The following is a 24,614-nucleotide window of genomic DNA, read 5'->3' as shown; positions in this document are numbered from 1 at the left end:
GAATTATGAAAATTACTTTTGATTTTGAAAAGCCGTTGGCCGAGCTGCAACAGCAGATTGATAAAATACGCCAGGTAGAAGAGAAGACCAAAGTGGATATGTCGGCCACGTTGAACGAACTTCAGGATAAGTTTGAAGATGCCCGGAAGCAAGTTTACACCAACCTTACCGGTTGGCAGAGAGTGCAAATATCCCGCCATCCCGAACGCCCGTATACATTACAATATATTGAGTTGATATGCGATGACTTTATTGAACTGCACGGCGACCGGACAGTAGGCGATGATAAAGCTATTGTTGGCGGCTGGGGCAGCATCAATGGTCAAACGGTGATGATTATAGGGCATCAAAAAGGCCGTAACACTAAAGACCGCCAATACCGTAATTTCGGTATGGCTAATCCGGAAGGTTACCGCAAAGCTTTGCGCCTGATGAAAATGGCCGAAAAGTTTAACAAGCCAGTGATTACCCTGATTGATACACCTGGAGCGTTTCCGGGCCTTGAGGCTGAAGAGCGCGGACAGGGTGAAGCCATTGCCCGCAACCTGTTAGAAATGTCGGTACTAAAAGTGCCAATCATTTGTGTGATTATAGGTGAAGGTGCATCAGGCGGTGCTTTGGGTATTGGTATTGGCGATAAAGTGCTGATGTTAGAAAATTCATGGTATTCGGTAATATCTCCCGAAAACTGTTCGACCATTTTATGGAAAACCTGGGACTATAAAGAACGTGCTGCTGAATCGTTAAAGCTTACATCCACTGAAATGATGAAGAATAAGCTGATTGATGGCATCATTAAAGAACCATTGGGTGGTGCTCATCAAGACCCCGTTACAATGGCGGCAACTTTAAAAAAGACGCTGTTGAAAGATTTGAAAACTTTAACAGATCGTAATATTGATGAGGTGGTGACCGAGCGTATAGATAAATTCTGTTCTATGGGCGTGGTTATTGAAGACGCCCCGGCTGAGCCTGTGGCTCCAATTGTTGAATAACCCTACATAAATAAATCAATAAGAAAGGCCCTGCATATGCAGGGCCTTTCTTATTGAAAATAACTAATAACAAAAAAGCCAGCATATTTATGCTGGCTTTTTTGTTTCAGATATGGTTGCTATTACTGTTGCGGTGCAGCCCCCATAATAGAAGCAAACTTAGTTTCGTAACCTTTAAACTCGTTGCTGTACTTCTGGTTAAGCGATTGCTGATGGTAATCTTTGGTTAAACCAATTAAACCATTCAGCAGTGATAAACTAAATTGTACATCACGTTGGTTAACACTAGCGGCATTTTTTTGCAAGTTATCGTAATTGTAATCCAATAGGTTGGTTATATATCCGTTCACTTGCTCAGACCATTTGTTGCCAATTTGAGGCTGGTTTACTTTGTAAGCCCCTTCCAGTAAATAAAATTTACGCAAGGCTACTTCATCAAGCATAATACCGGCTGGCAAAACATCATCTACTTTTTTGATTATGTTTTTAGCTTTCTCTAAATCACCTTCCTGAATTAAGTTGGTGGTTAAGGTATTAAATTGACGCAGCAGAATAGGATAGAACATCGTTAACGATTCATGATCTAAATATTTAGCATTCTTCATGTTGCCATATTTAAACTTGTTCATCATATTATTATACATTACCTGCGTATTGGTTGGTAATGGCCCGTTGGCTGCAGTGTCTGGTCTTAGCGGTTGCAAATGGTAAGCAAAGCCTTCATCGTGCATGTATTTATCCATACCCATCATGTTTTCGCCGCCAACCGTAATGGCAAAGTAAATAGGGCGTTTCCAGTTGTTGTGCGCTAATATGTCTATCAGGGCCAGGTTGTCCTTAGTTACGTAATTTGAATTGATAGTCCAGGTCATGGCACTGTCTACCTGTGCACGCTGGTTGGCGTTAATGGTACCTGTACGGATCAATTCATCAGCATTTAATGGTATTTTAAAATTTTTGGTCGGCAAAAAATTCATCTTCATGCCGTTTTCATACTCTACTTTAGCATCCGGATTATCTGATGTGATGAAGTCGAATACGTCCTTAACATCGGTTGCACCGGCAATCTTCATCTGGTCGCTGTAATAAATAATGTCGCGCACACCGGCTACAAATTTATCATTAGGCATGGTAATAGGCAGTGGTGCTGATGCATTCATTTGCTGCTTCATCTGGCGTATATACCAGTCGGTACCCAATAAGCTCAGGTTCACAATGCGTACGTCCGGACGGATACCTTCTACTTCCTGTGCATACCAAAGCGGGTAAGTGTCGTTATCGCCATAAGTAAATAAAATGGCGTTTGGTTCACAAGAGTTCAGGTAGTTAGACGCCATGTCGCGCGGTGTCAGTTTAGTTGAACGATCATGGTCATCCCATTCCTGGCTAGCCATTAACACAGGCGCGGCCAGTAAACATACTACAGTTGCAATAATGGCACCCGTTTTAGCATTTAATTTTTTGTTCAGGAACTCAGCAATGCATAATACGCCTAGGCCAATCCAAATAGCAAATACATAGAATGATCCGGCATAAGCATAATCACGTTCACGTGGTTGTAATGGATTTTGGTTGAGGTACAATACAATAGCCAAACCGGTAAAGAAAAATAATACAGCTACCACACCGGCATCGCGCTGATCGCGTTTGAAGTGGTAATATAAGCCTAACAAGCCAATGATAAGCGGCAGGAAGTACAAGTTGTTGTACGATTTACTTTGGGTAACGGTGCCTGGAAAGTGTTTAAACCAATCCAGCGGGCCAATCCAGTTGCCATCGGTACCGGCGCTGTTGTTCTGGCCATCCATCTCGTTGGTACGGCCTGCAAAATTCCACATAAAGTAACGGAAGTACATTTGGTACACTTGCCAGCTGAAGAAGAATTTAAGGTTATCGCCAAATGTTGGTGCTTGATTTTCACCCATTTCCAGCCATTGACGATAAAACTGCACTTTATTTGCATCCGAATCAAAAAGGCGCGGAAATAAAGTATTGTGGTCGTAAGTGGTTTTCATTTTCTTACCAGCCACCTCATATTGGGTATTACCGCGGCGGTAAAGGGTAGCGCCTTCACTTTGATCTACCGGCTTGCCGTCAAAATACTGACCGTACAGCAGCGGTGTTTCGCCATACTGATCGCGGTTCAGGTAGCTGTTTAGCGCAAAAGCATCCTGCGGATCGCTGTTATTTAGGTTGGTACCGGCTTTAGCGCGGATAAGAATCATCACAAACGAGCTATAGCCAAACAGGATAAACAAGGTGCATATAAGAACCATATTAAGTACATAGCGCTTGTTGCGTACATGCAAAATGTATTCTAACGCGGCTAATACAACTGCACCGGCTATTAAACCTATAATGCCCGCACTAAACGTTAAAGCCAATAAAAAGGTAACGCAAGCAACTATTAAAGCTGGTTTTGATGTAGTAACCGAATAGTAAATACCGGCAACCAGCGTGATGATAATAAGCACATAAAATGCCATAGCACCGGTGCCAAAGCCCATTTTAAAGGTGTTTACAAAAAGCAGATCAGAGAAAGCCGCACCTTTAACGGTAAACTGGATGATGCCCCACAATACCAAGCCTAATACAATTACACCTACAGCAAGCGCGCCTATAACGCCGCTTGCCTTAACATTTTTTGCCCGGCGGAAATACACTACCAGCGCAATTGCCGGCATTACCAACAGGTTAAGCAAGTGTACGCCAATAGATAAGCCCATGATGTAGGCGATGAAGATAATCCAGCGGTCGGCACCAGGTTCATCAGCATGTGCGTCGAACTTTAGGATACCCCAGAAAACGATAGCAGTACACAATGATGATTGGGCGTATACTTCTGACTCCACTGCCGAAAACCAAAAGGTATCAGAAAAAGTGTAAGCCAGCGCGCCTACCAAACCCGCACCTATAATGAGGATGGTGTTGGTAGCAGTAAGTTCTTCTGCCCGTTTTACCAGTATCTTTTTAGCCAGTGCGGTAATGCTCCAGAATAAAAACAAGATGGTAGCACCGCTGGCCAGGGCCGAGCTAAAGTTGGTCCAGAAAGCCACTTTTGTTCTGTCGCCGAATGAGAGGAGCGAGAACGCTTTACCAATCATGGTAAACAATGGTGCACCGGGCTGGTGAGCTACCTGCAAGCGATATATACAGGCAATAAACTCGCCGCAATCCCAAAAGCTGGTTGAAGGTTCGAGGGTTAATACATACGTGGCCGTGGCAATCAAAAAGGTTAGCCAGCCAAATAGGTTATTGATTTTAGAATAATTCATGTCAAAGTTTTACAATATCTTTATTCATTTGAGTTGACGAAATTAATAAAACTATCATAAGGTTAAGTTAAATATCTGTTGTTTAACATATTTTAACGCATAGGCTCAGGCACTTAAAAAGCTCATGAGAAATTTTTTAAAAAAGTTTTTGGAGGTTTAAGAATTCGCCCTATATTTGCATTCGATTTCGGGGACGGATAACAAAACCGAAAGAGGATTGTCCGATAGTATAAAGGTAGTACGACGGTTTTTGGTACCGTTTGTCTTGGTTCGAATCCAGGTCGGACAACAAAAGAAAATTCGAATTTCGGTTTATCGAAATTCGAATTTTTCATTTAAAGCGCAACGTAGAGTTTGCTGCAGCATGAAGATGCCGTAGTAAATTTGAAATTGAAAACCCGAAATCAGGAAATGCCTTTACAATTCAATTCGGTTAAATTATTCTCGGGCTCAGGTTCAACAGAACTGGCCGGCAAAATTGCCAAAGCTTATGGCAGAGAATTGGGTGATTTAACCATCGCCCGCTTTAGTGATGGCGAGTTTCAGCCTTACATCAATGAATCAGTAAGAGGATGTGATGTCTTCTTCATTCAGTCAACCAATCCGCCTACCGACAATTTAATGGAACTGCTGATGATGATTGATGCCTCACGTCGGGCGTCTGCTCATTATGTAACGGCAGTAATTCCGTATTTCGGTTTAGCCCGTCAGGATCGTAAAGATAAGCCGCGGGTAGCGATAGGTGCCAAGCTGGCAGCCAACCTGCTTACTGCAGCCGGCGCCAACCGCGTAATGACCATGGATTTGCATGCTGCGCAGATACAAGCGTTTTTTGACATACCGGTAGACCACTTAGATGCGTCTATCATATTTGTGCCTTACATTAAAAGCTTGGGCTTGCCTAACCTTACAATTGCTTCGCCGGATATGGGTGGCTCATACCGCGCACGTACCTTTGCTAAGTTTTTTAATGCCGAGGTAGTAATTTGCGATAAACGCCGTAAACGTGCCAACGAAATTGAGTCGATGACCATTATTGGTGATGTAACCGACCAGGATATTGTATTGATTGACGATATTTGCGATACGGCCGGTACACTGGCTAAAGCGGCTGGCTTAATTATGGAACGCGGTGCACGTAGTGTGCGTGCAGTTTGTACGCATCCGGTGCTTTCGGGCAAAGCGTATGAAACTATCGAAAACTCAGCTTTAACGGAGCTGATTGTTACCGATACCATACCGCTGAAACAGGAAAGCAGTAAAATAAAAGTATTATCAACAGCCGAACTGTTTGCCAAAGCCATTGCCAATGTTAATGAGCACGGGTCAATCAGCCAGTTGTTTAGAATAGATTAATTGCCCCACCTAAATCTTTTTCAGTAGGAAAGATTTTTTGTGAGGATAGTATAAAGAAATTCATCCGAACCTATTTAACTATAAAGGGGTAAGGTGAAAAACAAAGTAAAATAAATATAAAAATGAAATCAATTGCTATTAGCGGTTCTCCAAGAGAGAACGTAGGGAAACGTGATGCTAAAGAACTGCGTTACCAAGGCTTAGTGCCTGCAGTACTTTACGGTGGTGCTACTCAAACCCACTTTTCAGTGTCCGCAGCTGATTTGAAACCCGTGATTTATACTCCGGTAGTTCAATTCATCGACTTAGACATTGCCGGTACTACAACTCAGGCCATCATTAAAGATTTGCAGTTTCACCCACTGACTGACGAATTATTGCACATCGACTTTTTACAGTTAGACGAGCAAAAACCAGTTGCTATCGAAATTCCAATTACTTTAACCGGTACTTCTCCAGGTGTTAAAATGGGTGGTAAATTAGTGCAAAAATTACGCAAATTGCGTGTTAAAGCATTACCTGCTAACCACCAAGATACTATCGAAGTAAGCATCGAAGGTTTGGAGGTAGGTAAATCAGTTCGTGTACGCGAAATTCAAATTCCTAACTTAACCATTACCAACGCTGGCGAAGATACTATCGTATCTGTAACTACCTCACGTGCATTACGTCAGGCTGAGCAACAAGCAGCAGGCGGTAAAAAATAAGGAATTTATTAATGGCGTTAGTAGGAACGCTAATTACATAAGTTAAACAAAAACAGCGGTAAGATATCTTATCGCTGTTTTTGTTTTATAGGAATATTAGTTTTGTAATGCAACTTTGTTATTGCCAACGTAAAGCAATGACATGATTTTTTTATAATTATGAAATACTTGATAGTAGGCTTGGGCAACATCGGGCCCGAATATGCTGATACGCGCCACAACATTGGCTTTATGATACTGGATGAGTTAGCCAAGCAAGAAGGAGCCAAGTTTACCAATATGAAACTGGCGTATTATACCGAGGTGAGTCACAAAGGCCGTACGTTACATCTCATAAAACCCACTACCTACATGAACCTAAGCGGCAAAGCCGTAAGTTACTGGATGAACCAGTTGAAGATACCAGTAGAAAATGTATTAATATTAGTAGATGATTTGGCACTGCCGTTAGGTTCTTTACGGTTAAAACCTAAAGGAAGTGCGGCCGGACACAATGGCTTAAAACATATTGAACAAGTATTGGGTAACAACCAATACGCACGCCTGCGCTTTGGTATAAGTGATAATTACCCTAAAGGCAGGCAGGTAGATTATGTATTAAGTGGTTTTGACGATGACGAAAAGCCGGAGTTGCCGGCGCTGATTGACCGTTCAATAGAAATGATTAAAAGTTTTGCTGCCATTGGTACAGAATTAACTATGACTAAGTATAATAAGTAACCTGAAGTTTATGTAGCGATAAAAATTTATCTAGAAATAGAAAAAATGGTTGGTTTTTTTGGAATGCGCTTAGTATTTTGCAATCTAAATAAAAAAATAGCAAAGCTGTAAATATTATTTTGTTCGAATTAACTGGTATTTTAAGCTGAAAATTTAAATAACTGACCTGGTTTCTTTATCACTACATGAAAAAAGTACTGCTTACAGTATTGCTATCTTTGTGCATTTATAATTTGGCTGTTGCACAGTTGCAAAAGAGTGCTGCCATAAAAGGAGTAGTGATAGATTCAACAATAAACCAACCTCTGGCTTATGTAACGGTGGGCTTGGTTGATTTGGTGAGCCACCATCAGGTTAAAAGTACTTTTACTAAAGACAACGGCAGCTTTGAATTTACCGGACTAGCCGAAAAGCCGTATCAAGTGGTACTGGTTCATGTGGGATACGCCAACAAAATACTTACGGTGGATCATCTTAATGATGGTGCCGATCTGGGAAAAATACTGTTGCACGTAACCGCTCATCAGTTAAAAGACGTGTCGGTTACCTCAGTAAAGCCATTAGCCAGGCAAGACGTAGATCGGATGAGCTACGACGTGCAGGCTGATCCGGAAAGTAAAGTGCTTAGCGTACTGGATATACTGCGAAAAGTGCCGTTATTATCGGTAGATGCTGCCGATAATATTAAACTGCAGGGTAATACTAATTATCGTATACTTATTAATGGCAAACCTTCTGCGCTGATTGCCCGTAACCCGGCCGACGTATTCCGGACTATGCCGGCAACTAACATTCAAAAAATTGAAGTAATTACTACACCGCCTGCCAAGTACGACGCAGAAGGCTTAGCTGGTATTATTAATATTATTACCAAAAGCACTATAGAACAGGGGTATAATGGTAGTGTAAATGCCCGCTATAGCAACTTGTTTGGCCCGGGTATTAATTTAAATTTAAACGCTAAGCTAGGTAAACTTGGCGTAGGCGGCTATTTTGGCTATACCCGCCAAAATACGTTAACAAACAGTTTTTTAAACACTACCGATAATTACAACATCTCCTATTTAAAACAAGACGGCAGTCGGACCAGTCAAACCAATAACTTATATACCAGTACCGAGTTGAGTTATGAGGCAGATACACTGAACCTGCTTACTGCATCTTTTGAATACTTTACCGGTGTGGCCAATTTTGATGATGCGCAAACCCTAAATCAGCAATCGCCCATACCTAATTATATCCGCAATTATCAAACCTTTAATGATGGTAATAATCATAATGGAGGAATTGGTTTAGGTGCAAATTATCAGCTGGGATTTAAACGCAGTAAAGAGCAATTGCTTACTGTTTCTTACAAATACACGTCAGGATACAACAAACAGTTTAATGATGTAAGTTATTTGAGTAAAACAAATTTTGCGGATCCCAATTATCAGCAATATAACAACTCGGGCAGTAAAGAGCACACCGTACAGCTTGATTATGTGCATCCCTTAAAAAAGTGGAATATCGAAGCTGGCGCAAAAGCAATTTTTCGAAAAAATTATAGCAACTACAGTACCGATACGGTTGATTTTGAAAATCGGTATGTTACAGATCAGAACCTGACTAATGATTTTGATTATCAACAAAATGTTTATAGCTTGTACAATACTTACCAGCTCAAATTGAAAAGCTGGGTATTTAAAAGCGGATTACGGCTGGAACATACTACTGTAAATGCCTACGGCAATGCGCAGGTTAACCCGTATTCTAATCTTATTCCATCTATATCTATACAGCACTCATTTAGAAACAGTAGCCTTAATTTGGGTTATACAGATCGCATACAACGTCCGGGTATTATACAGCTTAACCCGTTTTATGACCGTTCCAATCCTAATTTTCGCAGCATTGGTAATCCCGATTTGCGCCCGGTAGTTAGCCATGGGATGGAATTAATTTATAGCCATAATCAAAAAGGTTCGTATAGTATAAATTTAAACTACCGGTTTGCCAATAATACCATCGAAAGTGTAGTAAGGTCAAACGGACTTCAGGGTATTAGTACCACAACTTACCAGAATGTAGGTAAAAGCAAGCGATTGGGTGTTGATGTGGATGTGAGTTACCCTATTACATCAAAATGTACTTTTAATTTGAATGCAGAGCTGATACATGCCTGGTTGCGGGGCGTTTACAATAACGATTTTTACAATGCACACGGTTTTCAAGGTCATGCATTTGGTAATGTTAGTTACCGCTTTAACAATAATTACAGAATAGGTGCCAGTTTAGATTTTGACAGTCGGTATGTACTGTTGCAAGGGCGCGATAATTACTACTTAGGCTATTCCACTAGTGCATCTAAAGACTTTTGGAATAAAAAAGCCACTTTTTCTCTTAACGTTAGTAATCCGTTTAATAAGTTTAGGAATATTGACGGCTACATTCGCACGCCTGATTTTTACTACTTCAATTCAAACCAAAGCTTTGCACGCCGTATTAACTTAAGCTTAAATTATAAATTTGGCAAGTTGAACAATGGCGTGAAAAAGAACAGACGGGGTATACATAATGACGACTTAAGTAGTGGGCGCGGTAGCTGATTTAACATGATTCTACTTAACTATTTTTTTAGTTAAAATGTGTTAAAGGTGTTGGCGTTTGCTTTTATTTACTTAACTTGCGGTAAATAATACAAATTAACAACCCACCCTTATCACCTGTATGAGAAACTTTCTCTATCTGGCTATGTTCTGCCTGCTATCTACTATTTGCTTTGTTCAAAATGCACGAGCCCAAATTACTATCAAAGGAACTGTAATCGACTCAGCCAAAAATACAGCGTTAAGTTATGGTACTGTTGCCCTGCGTAATGCTAATACCAATCAGCCTGTAAAAAGCACTTTAAGTAAAGATGATGGCAGCTTTGTATTTAGTGGTATAACCCGCCAGCCGCTTCAACTGGTATTGGCATCGGTTGGTTTTCAAAGTAAAACCATTACCATCACCGATACCACAAGTGCTGTAATTAATCTGGGTAAGCTGGTGTTATCTGCGGCTAATAATAATTTAAAAGAAGTAGCTGTAACTGCTGTAAAGCCTTTAATCAAGCAAGAGGTAGACCGAATAGGATACGATGTGCAGGCCGACCCAGAAAGCAAAGCTTTAAATGTGCTGGATATGTTGCGCAAGGTACCGCTACTGTCATTGGATGCAGATGATAACATCAAAATGAACGGTAATTCCAACTATAAGATTTTGATTAACGGTAAGCCATCAAGCTTAGTGGCCCGTAGTCCTAAAGATGTATTTAGGGCCATGCCGGCATCCAGTATCCAAAAAATAGAGGTGATTACCACGCCGCCTGCTAAATATGATAGTGAAGGTTTGGCCGGTATCATTAATATTATAACCAACAAAAAGGTAGATAATGGATACAATGGTAGCGTAAACGCAGGTTATGCTTATCCTCAAAAAGGATTGAATTTGGGTGGTTCATTTACCGTTAAACAGGGCAAGTTCGGTGCATCTACTTATTTCGGTTCCAGCGTTTATGATCAGCCCGAAACCAGAAATTCAAACAGTCGTGTCACCACCGGCCAAAACGCAAGTGTGCTGATGCAGGATGGTCGGCAAAAGTATAAAAGCCGCTTTGGCTACCTTGGGTCAGAACTGAGTTATGAAATTGATACTTTGAACCTGATTACTGCCGAAGTTAACTTAAACGGCAACAGAGGTACCAATTACAATTTTAGGCAGTCGAGTTTAACCATTGCCGATATGATTAATCAGGCCTATAAAATAAATACAGATGGTAAATCAAACTGGTCGGGTTACGATCTAGGGATTAATTACCAACTGGGTTTCAAGCGTAATAAATCGCAATTGCTTACTTTCTCGTACAAATACAGCAAAAATGCCAGCACAGACATCAGCCGGCTCAGTATTTTTGACCGTATTGGTTATGATGATCCTAATTATAATCAGGACAATAAAGAAAACTCTATAGAGCAAACCATACAGGCTGATTACGTGCATCCTCTGAAAAAGATAAACATTGAGGCCGGTATAAAAGCTATTTTACGTAACAACAATAGCGATTTTAAATACGATACGCTGGTTACTAACACGGCTGATACATACAATACGGATGCGAGTCGGTCAAATACCTATCAAAACTATCAATACGTACTAGGCGCCTATAATACGTATACGTACAACTTTTCTACCTGGGCTATTAAAGGAGGTGCTCGTTTAGAAGAAACTATTATTGATGCCGATTTTATGACCAGTAATTCGCAATTCAAAAAACATTACCTGAACCTCATCCCATCTATCTCAATCAACAAAAGGTTTAAAGATATGAGCAGCGTAAACTTTGGTTATACACAACGCATACAGCGCCCGAGTATCTGGCAATTAAACCCATTTGTAGATCAATCGAACCCTAATTTTGTATCTACCGGTAATCCCGATCTGGTTCCGGTGGTGAGCAATAATCTGCAATTCGGGTACAGTAAGTTCAAAAAGGGTTCATTCAATATAGGGTTAAGTTACAGTTTTGCTAATAACACTGTTCAGCAATTATCTGTTTATAATACGGCAACTGGCATTACTACCTCTACTTATGATAATATAGGTAAAGATAAGTCGCTGGGTACTAACATCAATATAAACTACCCTATTACCAAAAAGTGGAACTATAACCTGGGCGGTAATATGAGATACCAGTGGATACAAGGTATTGTAGGTGCCGAGGAAAGAAAGAACAAAGGAGTACAAGGCTACTTTTATACATCAACCGGTTATAAGTTTGATAGCGGATGGCGCTTTAATGCCAGCTTTAGCTATAATAGCCCATATCTTACTTTACAGGGCAAATCAAGTTCGTATAACTACTCGTCGTTTAGTGTGATGAAGGAGATTATAAAAGATAAGTTCTCGGTTTCGTTTGTAACCAGTAATCCGTTTACCAAATATCGTAACTATACCAACACCTTGTCGGGCGATAACTTTACCCAAACCACCTTTGCACAAAACTATTTCCGCAACTTCAGGGCAAGTTTAAATTACCGCTTTGGTAAACTGCAGGGCGAAATCAAGAAAAATCAACGCAGTATCAATAATGATGACAAAGGCAGCAAAAGTTGATATTTTTGCCGCATGATAAAAGTATACGGAATTCCCAACTGCAATACGGTAAAAAAGGCATTGGATTGGTTAAAGCAAAATAACGTTGCTTACGAGTTTCATGATTTTAAAAAGCTGGGTGTAACTGCAGATAAGCTGGAGGAATGGAATGATAAAGCTGGTTACGAAAAGTTTTTAAACAAGCAGGGCCTCACTTGGAAACAGCTGGACGCAGCAGTAAAAGAAAGCGTTAAAACCAAAGACGATGCTTTACAACTGTTACAACAAAAAACAAGTATGATTAAGCGCCCGGTGATAGAAGATAATGGCTACCTGTTTTTTGGTTTTGACGAAAAAGCATATGCTGAACATTTTGCCAAATAAGGGTTACTTTATTTAAGTAACAATAAGTTTACCTGCCGGCCCTTTAGGTATTTTATGCTATACTTGCCGTTTTAATTATAGCGAGTAAAAATGAGATATAACCTGATAGCCGGCTTATCGCTGGCTTTGATGGCAGCAGCCGGTACCAACCAGGCGCAACAGCTGCAACAGGCCGACCCAAATGCGCCTGTTTCTAAGTATGACTATCATGATGCTTTTGGTCCGCTGTTTTACAACAAAAACGGTAATGAATTTCGTGCCGCCAGCGGCGAGCCCGGCGGGCATTACTGGCAAAACCGTGCCGATTATCAATTAAGCGCCCGGTTAAATGACCAAACTAACGAAATTACCGGAACTGAGGTATTAACCTATACCAACAACAGTCCGCAAAAGTTGAGCTTTTTATGGATGCACCTTGATCAAAACCTGTTCCGTCAGGATTCTCGTGGCAGCGCCATCGTACCACTGGCAGGCAGTCGTAATGGCGGCCGTGGTCAGGTGTTTGATGCCGGCTTTAAAATCAAGTCGGTAAAACTAGTCAATGGTACTGCAACTACCGATTTGAAATTCGTTATTAATGATACCCGTATGCAAGTGATTTTACCAAAAGAGGTAGCAGCAGCGGGCGGTCAGGTAAAATTAAAAGTAGAATTTTCGTTTGTTGAGCCCGATTACGGATCAGACCGTACCGGTATTTTACAAACTAAGAATGGTAAAATATTCACCATTGCACAATGGTACCCGCGTGTAGCTGTGTATGATGATGTGCTGGGTTGGAACACCGTGCCGTACACTGGTCCGGGTGAGTTTTATTTGGAGTATGGTGATTTTGATTTGTCTATCACGGCACCGGCCAACCACATTGTATTTGCATCAGGCGAATTGCAAAACCCACAAGAGGTTTACACAGCCGAGCAACAAAAACGTTGGGCTCAGGCTGCACAAAGCGATAAAACAGTGATGATCCGTACGGCCAGTGAGGTAACCAATCCGGCATCACGTCCGGCTGGTAAACAAGAGCTTACCTGGCGCTTCAAAATCAAAAATGCGCGCGATGTTTCATGGGCGTCATCAGCATCATTTGTGGTAGATGCCGCTAAAATGAATTTGCCAAGCGGTAAAAAAGCAATGTCGGTTTCAGCCTATCCGGTTGAGAGTGATGGAAATGGTGCCTGGGGCCGTTCAACCGAGTATACCAAAAAATCAATTGAATACAACTCAACCAAGTGGTTTGAATTTCCTTACCCGGTGGCTACTACAGTAGCTGGCGTAGTAGGGGGTATGGAATATCCGGGCATTGTATTTTGCGGTGCACGCAGTAAAGGCCGTAGCTTGTGGGATGTAAATGATCACGAGTTTGGCCATACCTGGTTCCCGATGATTGTAGGCTCAAACGAGCGCTTGTTTGGCTGGATGGACGAAGGTTTCAACACTTTTATTAACACCCTGTCTACCGATAATTTTAACAATGGCGAGTACAAACCAAGCCGTGCAGTAGATATGCACCGCATGGGTGCTTACTTTACCCGCCCCGAGCTGGAGCCGGTAATGACTACCCCAGCCGGTTTAAAAGAAAGAAACAACGGCTTGCTATTATACAGCAAACCAAGCGCAGGTTTAGTAATGCTACGCGAGCAGATATTAGGTCCCGAGCGTTTTGATTACGCATTCCGCACATACATTGAGCGTTGGGCATTCAAACATCCAACCCCCGATGACTTTTTCCGCACCATGGAAAACGTAGGTGGCGAAAGCTTACAGTGGTTTTGGCGTGGCTGGTTCCAAAACAACTGGCGTTTGGATGTAGGTGTACGCGACGTAAAATATGTGGATAACGATGCCTCAAAAGGTGCATTGATTACGCTGGATAACCTGGAAAAAATGGCAATGCCGGCAATTCTGGAAATCAAAACCAAAGATGGTAAAACCGAGCGTGTAAAACTACCTGTAGAAATTTGGGAGCGCAACAACACTTGGACATTCCGCTACCCATCTACCTCAGAAGTAGAGTCGGTAACGTACGATCCGGACAAGGTTTTGCCCGATTGGAATGAAGCCAATAACGTTTGGAAAAAATAATTACCTTAAACCCGGCAAACCGCCGGGTTTTTTTATGCCCTGCTAAAATGTTAAATTCAAAACCATTGGTGCCGGATGCCGTTTTTTAATCAATATAAATGCTTAGATACGATGAAAACGATATATAGTTTAATAGGATTTATGATGCTTGCCTTAATTGCCACGCATAGTTTTGCGCAGCAGGGCGGTACCCTGCGGGGTAGAGTAGAAGAAACCGGCAGCAACATCAAAATGCCGGATGTATTAGTACGGAATGAAAACACAAAGGCCGTAACCACTACGGATGATAATGGTAATTTCCAAATAACAGCTTCAATAGGACATACCCTTATATTTACCTCTCCGGGATATGTGTCGGACACGTTGTTTTTAGTAGATATGGCTACAAAAAGTATCAAAATGCTACCATCCAGCATTGCTTTGCGCGAGGTAAATATCCGTTCGTCACGGGCGTTTAATCCGCGAGCAGAATATCCGCAGGTTTATCAGCGTAGCAAGGTATATGTGTTGTCGCCTACGTCGTGGTTTGGCAAAGATGCCAAAGATGCCCGCCGTCTGAAACATTATTTCGAGCGTGAGGTACAAGAGCGTCATGTTGATTCAGTGTTTACCCGTGCTTATGTGAGCAGCATTATCCCATTAAAAGGGCAGGAGCTTGAAGATTTTATGACACTGTACCGGCCAACATATACGTTTTTGCGTAACAATAACGGCCCATCACTGGCCGCTTACATAAACGATTCGTATAAGAAATATAAAGATTTACCGACCGAAAAGCGGAAAGTACAGCCTTTGCAGCCTGTACAATAAAAGGAAATATGATAATCACTAAAAAGCCAATTGATCTTCAACTGGCTTTTTGATTTTTAAAAACTTACATAAAAAGTACTGCCTTTACCCAATTCGCTTTGCAGCCATATATTGCCATTATGCCCTACAATAATTTGCTTGGTAATAAACAAGCCAATCCCTAAGCCCGATATATTTTGGCTTTGTTCTTCGATGCGGTAAAATCTTGAAAACAGCTTGTTGTGATGCTCGGCAGGAATACCCATGCCAAAGTCCTGGACGCTTACAACGGTCTTGCCATCTGCAGCGTAACTATTTACTACAATTTTATCTGCCTCGGGCGAGTATTTGATGGCATTGGTTATCAGGTTAATAAAAACCTGTTCTAACCGTAATCTGTCGGCTGTTATATGTGCATCAACTAAGCTGTCATCATAAAAAATTTGATGCTTGGTATTGGTAAGCCCTATGTTATCAATTACTTCGTGTAACAACTCGTTTAACGAAAAAGTGCTAAAGTTGAATTGCAGGTTGCCTGTTTCAATTTTAGCAATATCCAGCATATCGCCTACCAGTTTGTTCAATTTGGTGATGCCGGCAACAGCTTTTTCGGTAAGTTTTTTGTTTCCGCTATCCGCACCATCAAGCTTTCGGTTTAAAAACTGTAAGCTGGCCATTATAGACGTAATGGGCGTTTTAAGCTCATGGCTGGCCATACTGATAAACTGGTCCTTATGGCTGTTAGATACTTCTAACATGCGCGTATATTCCTTAAGCTGCTTTTGTAATGCAATTTGCTCGCTAATGTTCCGCGCAATTTTTGAAGCCCCTATAATTTCGCCCTTTTTATCTTTAACCGGTGATACGGTAATAGATACATGGATCTCATCGCCTGCTTTAGCCCGGCGGATAGTTTCAAAATGCTCAACGCGCTGCCCGTTCTTTATCTTACTAATTATCGTATCTTCTTCCGATAACCGTTCATCTGGTATAAGCAGTGTAATGTGTTTGCCAATAGCTTCATCGGGGCTGTAACCAAAAATTCGCTGGGCACCCGGGTTCCAGCTGGTAATGGTACCATCCAGCGTTTTACTGATAATCGCATCATCAGATGAGTTAACTATTGCGGTATGTATGGTATTGGTACGTTCGCTTTCTATTAAGGCGGTAATATCTCGTGCAATTTTAGAGGCACCTGTTATTTGACCACTGGCATCACGTATGGGCGATACGGTGATAGCTACCCAAATGCGCGTACCGTCTTTGCGTACACGTACCGTTTCATAATGCGGAATGCTAACGCCACTTTTGATCTGGCTGATGATATGGACTTCTTCATCCTGCATTTCTGGAGGAATAAGCATGGTAATGCTGCGTCCAACAGCCTCTTGAGATGTATAACCAAATATTTTTTCGGCAGCCGGGTTCCAGCTGGTAATAATACTATCTAACGTTTTGCTGATAATTGCATCATTGGATGATTCAATAAGGGCCATTAACAGGGCTTCGTTATTCATAAAGCAGATGTAGTAGAATCGGAATATTCCAAATGCGAATATGCAAAGAAAATAGTGTAACTATAGTTAAAATTTATAGTATATAGTGTAATGGTGTGTTATTCTGTTAATAACGTAACAGCTTCTTTGTGGAAAGTTTCGCGCTTTTGGTCGCCATCAACCAAGTCGATAATTAAATCGTCTTCAATAATATCATTAATATAGCCGTTGCCGTTAGGCGTGGCTACCAAGTCGCCTATCTGAAATTCCATAGCGTAATAAGCAGCGCTAAAGCAATTTTGTTTGTAGCGATATCAACTGATTTTTGACTGCAGCAAATGAAAATTAAAACAGTGTTTTATAAATATTGAGCCGTAAGATGAAACAATGCCCTTATGGCACTAGAATAACGGCATCAAAGTAATATTATAAACTATTTACTAAATCTTTAAGCTGTTGTACGCTGATGGGTTTTACCATAAAGTCTGATACTTGTTCTATAGCCTCGGCCCGTTTGTAATCGGCTTCATCAATAGAAGAACTAACTATGTAAACCGTAATCTTCTTTTCCAGATGCGGAACCATTTTTATAAAACGGTCTAAAAATTGCCAGCCGTCGAGTATTGGCATGTTCAGGTCAAGCAAAATAAGTTCGGGCAGTAAGGATGGGTTGTTTTTGTTTTCAGTAAAAAATTCTAGCGCTGCTTGCCCGTTTTCAAAAAACAGTGTGTTTTCGGTAACATCAGCTGCTTTGATAATGCGTTTAATGGTAAAGGTGTAAATCTCGTCATCATCAATAACGCATAAAATATCAATTTTGCTCATTAAAAATAATTTTAAAAGTGGTGCCTTCGCCTGGTTTGCTTTGTACGGTAATTTGCCCTCCCTGCGATTCAATCTGGTTCTTGATCAAAAACAAACCAACGCCATGAGCTTGGGTATGCTGATGAAAAGTTTTATATAAGCCAAATAGTTTTTCACCGTGCAGTTCCAAGTCAATGCCTATGCCGTTATCAGTGTGTTGCAAAACAGTTTTACCATTTTCGGTATAAGTGCTGATGCAAATATGCGGATTAACATTGGGTTTGGCATATTTAATACCGTTAGATATTAAGTTCATAATAACACTTTCCAGATAAATGCCTGGGAAACAAACTGTAGCCACTTCAAAGTTTTGCTCAATAACTGCTTTACTGGCCATTATATCAGATTGGAGTACGTCTAATACTTTTTGAGTTGTATCCTTAAAGTTCAGTTCTTGCTTTTCCAATATACTTTCTCTGATTTTAATAACGGTAGACAAATCCTGAAGAGTAGTATTTAGCCGGTTAGACACGGTTGTGATTTTTTGGAACATTTCCAGATTGTTTTCGTCCAGCGTTTCTTCGTCAACCAGCCCCGTTAAGAGCGATATGTTGCTGGCATGGTTACGGATATTGTGCGACAGGATATGAGTAAAGCTTTTTAGCTGCTGGTTGTGGCGCGAAAGCAATTCCAATGATTTATTAAGCACTTGTTCGTTTTCGGCCAATTTAGCTTCAACAGCTTTGCGTTCGGCAATTTCGCGCTCCAACTCGGCTACACTGCGCAGGTTAAGTAAGCTGGGCAACACCTTATAAAGCGTATAAACGGCAGTTACAGAAATCAGTGCAGTAATAAGCCTGATGAGTGCACTTAAACGGTAGGCAGGCCACCAAAAGACAATAGCATCCAGCAAATGGGTTGTACCGCACGAGATAATAAACGCACCAAACAACCAAATAATTTTAGGGAACGGTACATCTTTGCGCTTGGTAACAATTTTTACCAGAATTAAAGGAATAACAAAATACGATCCCCAGATTAACAAATCGGATATAATGTATAGCCAGCCATGAAAATCTGACCAAGTGCCGCAATGCCATCGTGGCGGCCAGTCATTTGTGTTAAATAAATTCTTAAAAAAGTCTGCTACCTGGGCACCAAATCCGGGTTCAGCCCCTGCGGTGTGCTGGTGTGCCGAGGTGCATTGCGCACCACAAACTACTACAGGTTTTGAATTGATGAGTTGTGTTTTCAATATTATAATTGGACCGTGATTTATTTGCTCAATTACTGTGCAGATAAAAAGGGCTGCAAAAATATACATTAAATCCATTGTAGGTCATGGAGTTATAAGAATATTCCTATTATGCGTAAAAATGCTCGTTAGTGCTCATCATCATCACAAAAGTTACTGTGACTATAAACTGGCAACAGTAAGCTGTCCGGCTTTGGGCAACTGCTGGCTTAACTGATGCCTGTTAGCGTCGTGGCAGTTACTTCATTTAAACATCTATTGTTGGTAAAAGTATATGCCACATTTAATAAAAGCAGGTAAAATAAATTTTTCATAACTACAATTGGTGAGCAAAAGATACACAAAAAGGCAATAAATACACAAACGGAGGATCGATGCCGTCCTCCGTTTGTGTATGTTAATGTTATAATTTTATTCTTCAATCATTTTAAGCAGATCATCTTCACTAATCATCGGGATGTTAAGCTTGTTGGCTTTTTCCAGTTTAGATGGGCCCATATTATCGCCGGCCACCAGGTAATTTAATTTGGTTGATATACTGCTCAAAATTTTGCCACCGTTTTGTTCAATCAGTTCTTTCAACTCCTCGCGCGAGTGCTTTTCAAACACGCCCGATATGACAAACGTTTTACCGGTTAGTTTATCGCTTTGTAATACTACTTCTTGTATTTCTGCTACAAACTGTAGTCCTTGTAAGCGCAACTTTTCCAGCTCTTCGTGGTGTATTGTTCCGCTAAAGTATTCGACCAAGCTTTGGGCTATGCGTTCGCCAATTTCTTCAACGGCGGTAAGCTCTTCTAACGTTGCAGCTTTTAGCCGGTCTAAAGTTTTAAAATGGGCTACCAGTTTGCGGGCAACTGTTTCGCCAACGTAGCGTATGCCTAAACCAAACAGTACCTTTTCGAAGGGCATTAGTTTAGATTGCTCTATACCTTTCAGCATATTGGTTATCGACTTTTCGCCAAAACGATCCATCTGCTTCAGTTCATCGGCCTTGTCTTTAAGAATGTAAATGTCGCTGATATGATTTAAAAAGCCTTTGTTATATAACGTTTCGATGGTTTCATCGCCCAAGCCGTCAATATTCATGGCGCGCCGGCTTACAAAGTGCTGCATACGGCTTACAATCTGTGGCGGACAGCCTTCATCATTAGGGCAATAGAAAGCCGCCTCGCCGGGCTTGCGCTCCAGCGGTGTGCCGCATGATGGGCAGGTGGTTAGGTAAGTAACGGGCTGTGCACCGGGCTTACGCTTAGCCTCGTTTACGCTGATAATTTTGGGGATGATTTCACCACCTTTTTCAACATAAACCGAGTCGCCTTCGTGTAAGTTCAATCGCAATATTTCGTTAGCGTTGTGCAGGGTAGCGCGTTTTACGGTGGTTCCGGCTAGCAGTACTGGTTTTAATATAGCTACCGGTGTAACGGCTCCTGTACGGCCCACGTTGTATTCTACATCCAGCAGTTCGGTTTCTACCTGTTCGGCTTTGTACTTGTAAGAGATGGCCCAGCGGGGTACCTTAGCTGTAAAACCAAGCTCTTCTTGCTGTGCATAATTATTTACCTTAAGCACAATGCCATCAATGTCAAAGCTTAAATTAAAGCGTTTTTCTTCCCATTCGTTGATGAAAGCCAGTGCATCTTGTATGCTGCTACACAAACGGGTGTGTTCACTTACATGAAAGCCCCAACTTTTCACAGCTTGTAAGCTATCCCAATGAGTTTTAAACAGCGGTTTATCGGTATACAAAAAGTATAAAAAGCAATCAAGCGGCCGTTTAGCTACCTCGGCCGAGTCTTGCAGTTTCATGGTACCCGAAGCAAAGTTACGGGGGTTGGCATAAGCAATTTCGCCGCCTTCAATACGTTCATTATTCAAGCGCTCAAAAGCTTTGCGGTGCATCAGCACCTCACCGCGTATTTCAAAAAAATCTGGATAGTTACCAGTACCTAACCGTTTAGGTACACTGTGTATAGTACGTACATTGGTAGTTACATCATCGCCTTCTACACCGTTACCGCGGGTTACGGCACGTACCAGTTTACCCTGCTCGTAAGTCATGCTCATGGATAATCCGTCAAACTTCAGCTCACATACGTATTGGAAATTGTCGCCAATGGCTTTGCGTATACGCTGGTCAAAATCAATTAGCTCTTGCTCGCTGTAGGTATTGCCCAATGATAACATGGGCCAGCGGTGCTTTACCGTCTGAAACTCTTTGGTAACCTCGCCACCCACTTTTAAGGTAGGCGATTCAGGGTCGGCATATTCAGGGTATTCCTTTTCCAGGTCGGTTAATTCACGGAGTTTCTGGTCAAAATCATAATCCGTTATAGTAGGCTGTGCCAGTACATAATAGTTATAATTATGTTGTTTCAGCTCAGCAGTCAGGCTCTCAATACGTTCTTTGGCTACAATTGGTGACATGCCACGAAGATAAGCATTAGGCATGAAGCGGTGATAAAGGAGTTGATAAACAAAATAAGGGAGACTTCTGATTGGGGTTTCGCAATTCAAATACTTATGCAATTCCGGAATGCAAGAAAAATCTTATACAGTAACTTGTGAGTGTATAAGATTTTTCTTGCCGCCTGAAATTAAACATTAGGTCAAATCTTAAGCTATCTTGCTTTACCAAGCATGCCTTGGTAAAGCCGTTCAACATCTTCTTTTTTAAATAGCTCGGGGCCCGAATTCATGGTAGCGGCACTGCCGCAGGCAATACCCATACGTACCATCTGGCGCAGGTCAAAACCTTTTTCTAGGGCGTAAACCATTCCGGCTACCATGCTGTCGCCGGCGCCAACGGTGCTTCGTTTTTGCACCTGTGGGGCTTCTACCATTTCCGAAAAATCTTTTGTAGCCACATAAGCGCCATCAGGCCCCATAGATACTACCACAATATGGCATTTGCCTTTATCGATAATTTGGCGGGCAGCTTCCTCAACCGTTGCCTGATCTTTTACCTCAATACCGGTTAGCTTACTCAACTCGCTTTGGTTAGGCTTCAACAAATAAACGCCTTCTTCAACCGCATTTTTAAGTGCCTCGCCTGAGGTATCTACAATCAGTTTCGCATCATCCTGTTTGGCAATGCGGGCCACTTTGGCTAAAAAGTCATCACTAGACCCTGGAGGCATGCCCCCGCTTACCACAATAAATTTAGGTTTGGGTGACAGGTTGCGGATGACGCTTAGTATTTCGCGCTCCTCTTTAGGCAACAGCTCTACGGCAGGCATGCCAAAGCGGTATTCTTCCTGTACCTCACGGTTTAATACGATGAAGTTTTCGCGCGTCATGTTTTCGGTTAGGATCGGCTGCTGATTGATGCGCTCTTCTTTCAGCAGATCCTGCAAACGCTGACCGGTTAAGCCACCTGATGGAAAAATGGCGACTGAATTAACGTTCAGTCGCTTTAAACCACGCGATACGTTGATGCCACCACCACCCGGTTCAAACTTAGGCTCGTCGCAAGATAATTTCTGATCGGCTACAACGTGGTCAACACTGGTACTTTTGTCAACCGTTGGGCTCAGCGTCAGGGTTACAATATGTTTCATTAAGCAATATCAATTTCTGAGGCCAAATATACGTCTTGAATGGTATGTAAAAACTCTACACCTTCCTCAAACGGACGCTGAAATGCTCTTCGGCCTAAAATTAAACCGGTACCGCCTGCACGTTTGTTAATAATAGCATTGGCTACCGAGTTGGCCAAATCACCCGGGCCTTTTGACTCGCCGCCAGAGTTAATTAATCCGGCACGGCCCATATAGCAATTAGCCAGCTGGTAACGGCAAAGGTCAATAGGGTGATCAGTTGTCATCTGGCTGTACATCAACGGGTCGCTTTTCGAGAAATTAATTTTGGTAAAACCACCGTTTACGTCGGGCATTTTTTGCTTGATGATATCGGCCTGAATAGTAACTCCAATGTGGTTAGCCTGACCGGTAATATCAGCGGCGGTTTCGTAGTTTACACCGTCTTTCTTAAAATCATTGTTACGGGTGTAGCACCACAATATAGTAGCCATGCCCAATTCATGCGCACGCTCAAAAGCTTGTGATACCTCGATAATTTGACGGCTTGATTCTTCAGAGCCAAAATAGATAGTGGCACCTACTGCAGCTGCGCCTAAATTCCAGGCATCTTCAACAGAACCAAACATAATCTGGTTGTATTTGGTTGGGTAGGTAAGTAGTTCGTTATGGTTTATTTTAACTATAAACGGAATTTTGTGCGCATACTTACGCGACATCATGGCCAGATTACCAAATGTAGTGGCAACTGCATTTGAGCCTCCTTCAATAGCCAGCTTTATAATATTTTCTGGATCGAAAAACATTGGGTTTTTAGCAAAAGATGCGCCTGCTGTATGTTCAATTCCTTGGTCAATAGGTAATATAGATACATACCCGGTACCGGCCAAGCGGCCATGATTATATATGGCTTGCAAATTACGCAGTACCTGCGGGTTGCGGTTACTTTGTGCAAATACCTCGTCCACAAAATTGGGCGATGGCAGGTGCAGTAAGTTTTTATCGAAAGTTTTGCTTTGATGTTGGAGCAGGTTATCGGCCTGATCGCCTAATAATTCCAGGATTTTTTGAAAGGCCATAGCTTTATGGATTATGTGAAGAAATTGTTGTGGTATAACAGTGTTTAAGATTGATTGTTGATACCAATATTGCATTATCAACATTCATGAACGTCATGTGATAATAATTTGACAATGCGTACCGAATACATCTCGTCGCCTTAATAATTTGTTACCTTAGCAGCCAGCCAAACGTTTTAGAATGTCGGTATTTGTATTTACGCTGATTGTTTTGGCCGGGTCTTACCTGGCTGGTTTACTAGGTTCATTAACCGGCTTAGGTGGTGGTGTGGTAATTATTCCGTTACTCACTGTTTTGTTAAATGTTGATATTCATTACGCCATCGGTGCCTCACTGGTGTCCGTAATTGCCACTTCATCCGGCTCGGCGGCGGCTTATGTAAAAGAGGGGATTACCAATATTCGTATCGGTATGTTTCTGGAAATTGCCACCACTATCGGCGCATTTTTTGGCGCTATGCTGGCTCTTCACCTACAAACCAGCTTTATTGCTATACTATTTGGCGTCATCTTAATATTTTCAGCCTTCATGTCGCTAAAAAAGAAAGATACGCAGGTTAATCAGCAAAAAAGCCAGTGGGCCGAAAAACTAAAACTGAACGGTACATATCCTGATAATGGCCAAACTGTAACTTACGGTGTGCGCAAAGTAGGCGGCGGCTTTGCCATGATGGCATTTGCCGGCTTAATTTCAGGCTTATTAGGTATCGGCTCCGGCTCATTAAAAGTAGTGGCGATGGATAGCATTATGCGTATTCCGTTCAAAGTATCTACCACAACCAGCAACTTTATGATCGGTGTAACGGCAGCTGCCAGCGCAGTGGTTTATTTGCAGCGTGGCTATATAAATCCCGAAATATCAATGCCGGTGGTAGTGGGGGTGCTGCTGGGTGCGTTAACCGGTTCTAAAATACTGGTTCATACTTCATCATCACAATGGCTGCGTTGGGTGTTTGCCATAGTAGTTACCTTCTTGGCGGTGCAAATGATTTATAACGGTATTCATCAAAAGGTATAAACA

Annotated in this window: 18 protein-coding genes; 10 read left to right on the top strand and 8 right to left on the bottom strand. The window is 41.7% G+C overall.

Annotated features, from left to right (window positions below):
• Nucleotides 1-5: 5 nt before the first annotated feature.
• Entirely contained in the window at nt 6-995 is a 990-nt protein-coding gene (locus GPM24_RS12570) for an acetyl-CoA carboxylase carboxyltransferase subunit alpha (RefSeq protein WP_158827090.1), read from the top strand.
• Nucleotides 996-1,117: 122 nt separating this feature from the next.
• Here GPM24_RS12570 and GPM24_RS12565 read toward each other — a convergent pair whose 3' ends face one another.
• Nucleotides 1,118-4,270 (bottom strand): glycosyltransferase family 117 protein, encoded by a 3,153-nt coding sequence (locus GPM24_RS12565; protein ID WP_158827089.1) that lies wholly within the window; start codon nt 4,268-4,270, stop codon nt 1,118-1,120.
• A gap of 411 nt (nt 4,271-4,681) precedes the next feature.
• Here GPM24_RS12565 and GPM24_RS12560 point away from each other — a divergent pair, with 411 nt between their 5' ends.
• The 8 genes from GPM24_RS12560 (at nt 4,682) to GPM24_RS12525 (ending at nt 15,441) form a co-directional block, all read left to right on the top strand.
• Nucleotides 4,682-5,626, top strand: a complete 945-nt coding sequence (locus GPM24_RS12560) for a ribose-phosphate pyrophosphokinase (RefSeq protein ID WP_158827357.1) — start codon at nt 4,682-4,684, stop codon at nt 5,624-5,626.
• Between the two features lie 122 nt (nt 5,627-5,748).
• On the top strand, nt 5,749-6,333 hold the full coding sequence (locus GPM24_RS12555; protein ID WP_158827088.1) for a 50S ribosomal protein L25/general stress protein Ctc: 585 nt from the start codon (nt 5,749-5,751) through the stop codon (nt 6,331-6,333).
• 159 nt (nt 6,334-6,492) lie between these two features.
• On the top strand, nt 6,493-7,053 hold the full coding sequence (pth, locus tag GPM24_RS12550) for an aminoacyl-tRNA hydrolase (protein WP_158827087.1): 561 nt from the start codon (nt 6,493-6,495) through the stop codon (nt 7,051-7,053).
• Nucleotides 7,054-7,238: 185 nt separating this feature from the next.
• The gene (locus GPM24_RS12545; protein ID WP_158827086.1) at nt 7,239-9,641 is read left to right on the top strand and encodes a TonB-dependent receptor; all 2,403 of its coding nucleotides are present in this window, start codon (nt 7,239-7,241) and stop codon (nt 9,639-9,641) included.
• Nucleotides 9,642-9,762: 121 nt separating this feature from the next.
• Complete coding sequence (locus GPM24_RS12540) at nt 9,763-12,189, top strand: TonB-dependent receptor (RefSeq protein WP_158827085.1); 2,427 nt, start codon at nt 9,763-9,765, stop codon at nt 12,187-12,189.
• Nucleotides 12,190-12,201: 12 nt separating this feature from the next.
• Entirely contained in the window at nt 12,202-12,552 is a 351-nt protein-coding gene (locus GPM24_RS12535; protein ID WP_233268821.1) for a Spx/MgsR family RNA polymerase-binding regulatory protein, read from the top strand.
• A gap of 90 nt (nt 12,553-12,642) precedes the next feature.
• On the top strand, nt 12,643-14,631 hold the full coding sequence (locus GPM24_RS12530) for a M1 family metallopeptidase (protein ID WP_158827084.1): 1,989 nt from the start codon (nt 12,643-12,645) through the stop codon (nt 14,629-14,631).
• 111 nt (nt 14,632-14,742) lie between these two features.
• On the top strand, nt 14,743-15,441 hold the full coding sequence (locus GPM24_RS12525; protein ID WP_158827083.1) for a peptidase associated/transthyretin-like domain-containing protein: 699 nt from the start codon (nt 14,743-14,745) through the stop codon (nt 15,439-15,441).
• 56 nt (nt 15,442-15,497) lie between these two features.
• Here GPM24_RS12525 and GPM24_RS12520 read toward each other — a convergent pair whose 3' ends face one another.
• From GPM24_RS12520 to GPM24_RS12490, 7 genes are all read right to left on the bottom strand, one after another.
• Entirely contained in the window at nt 15,498-16,937 is a 1,440-nt protein-coding gene (locus tag GPM24_RS12520; RefSeq protein ID WP_158827082.1) for a PAS domain-containing sensor histidine kinase, read from the bottom strand.
• A 98-nt stretch (nt 16,938-17,035) separates the two neighbouring features.
• Nucleotides 17,036-17,188 carry a hypothetical protein gene (locus GPM24_RS12515; protein ID WP_158827081.1) on the bottom strand — a complete coding sequence of 51 codons (153 nt, stop codon included), beginning with the start codon at nt 17,186-17,188 and terminating at the stop codon, nt 17,036-17,038.
• A 154-nt stretch (nt 17,189-17,342) separates the two neighbouring features.
• Nucleotides 17,343-17,741: a response regulator gene (locus GPM24_RS12510; RefSeq protein WP_158827080.1), complete on the bottom strand. Its 399-nt coding sequence runs from the start codon at nt 17,739-17,741 to the stop codon at nt 17,343-17,345.
• Nucleotides 17,728-18,975 (bottom strand): sensor histidine kinase, encoded by a 1,248-nt coding sequence (locus GPM24_RS12505; RefSeq protein WP_158827079.1) that lies wholly within the window; start codon nt 18,973-18,975, stop codon nt 17,728-17,730. Before GPM24_RS12505 ends, GPM24_RS12510 begins: the two co-directional genes overlap by 14 nt.
• Before the next feature lie 411 nt (nt 18,976-19,386).
• On the bottom strand, nt 19,387-21,402 hold the full coding sequence (gene ligA, locus GPM24_RS12500; RefSeq protein WP_158827355.1) for an NAD-dependent DNA ligase LigA: 2,016 nt from the start codon (nt 21,400-21,402) through the stop codon (nt 19,387-19,389).
• Nucleotides 21,403-21,596: 194 nt separating this feature from the next.
• Entirely contained in the window at nt 21,597-22,535 is a 939-nt protein-coding gene (locus GPM24_RS12495; protein WP_158827078.1) for a 1-phosphofructokinase family hexose kinase, read from the bottom strand.
• Nucleotides 22,535-23,593, bottom strand: coding sequence for a class I fructose-bisphosphate aldolase (locus tag GPM24_RS12490; protein ID WP_158827077.1), 1,059 nt, complete (start codon nt 23,591-23,593; stop codon nt 22,535-22,537). Before GPM24_RS12490 ends, GPM24_RS12495 begins: the two co-directional genes overlap by 1 nt.
• Nucleotides 23,594-23,774: 181 nt before the next feature.
• Here GPM24_RS12490 and GPM24_RS12485 point away from each other — a divergent pair, with 181 nt between their 5' ends.
• A complete protein-coding gene (locus GPM24_RS12485) occupies nt 23,775-24,611 on the top strand; it encodes a sulfite exporter TauE/SafE family protein (RefSeq protein ID WP_158827076.1) in 837 nt (278 codons plus the stop codon).
• Nucleotides 24,612-24,614 lie beyond the last annotated feature (3 nt).

This window comes from Mucilaginibacter lacusdianchii (assembly GCF_009770985.1).
GTDB lineage: Bacteria > Bacteroidota > Bacteroidia > Sphingobacteriales > Sphingobacteriaceae > Mucilaginibacter > Mucilaginibacter lacusdianchii.
This window is presented reverse-complemented; position numbering and strand designations above follow the sequence as displayed.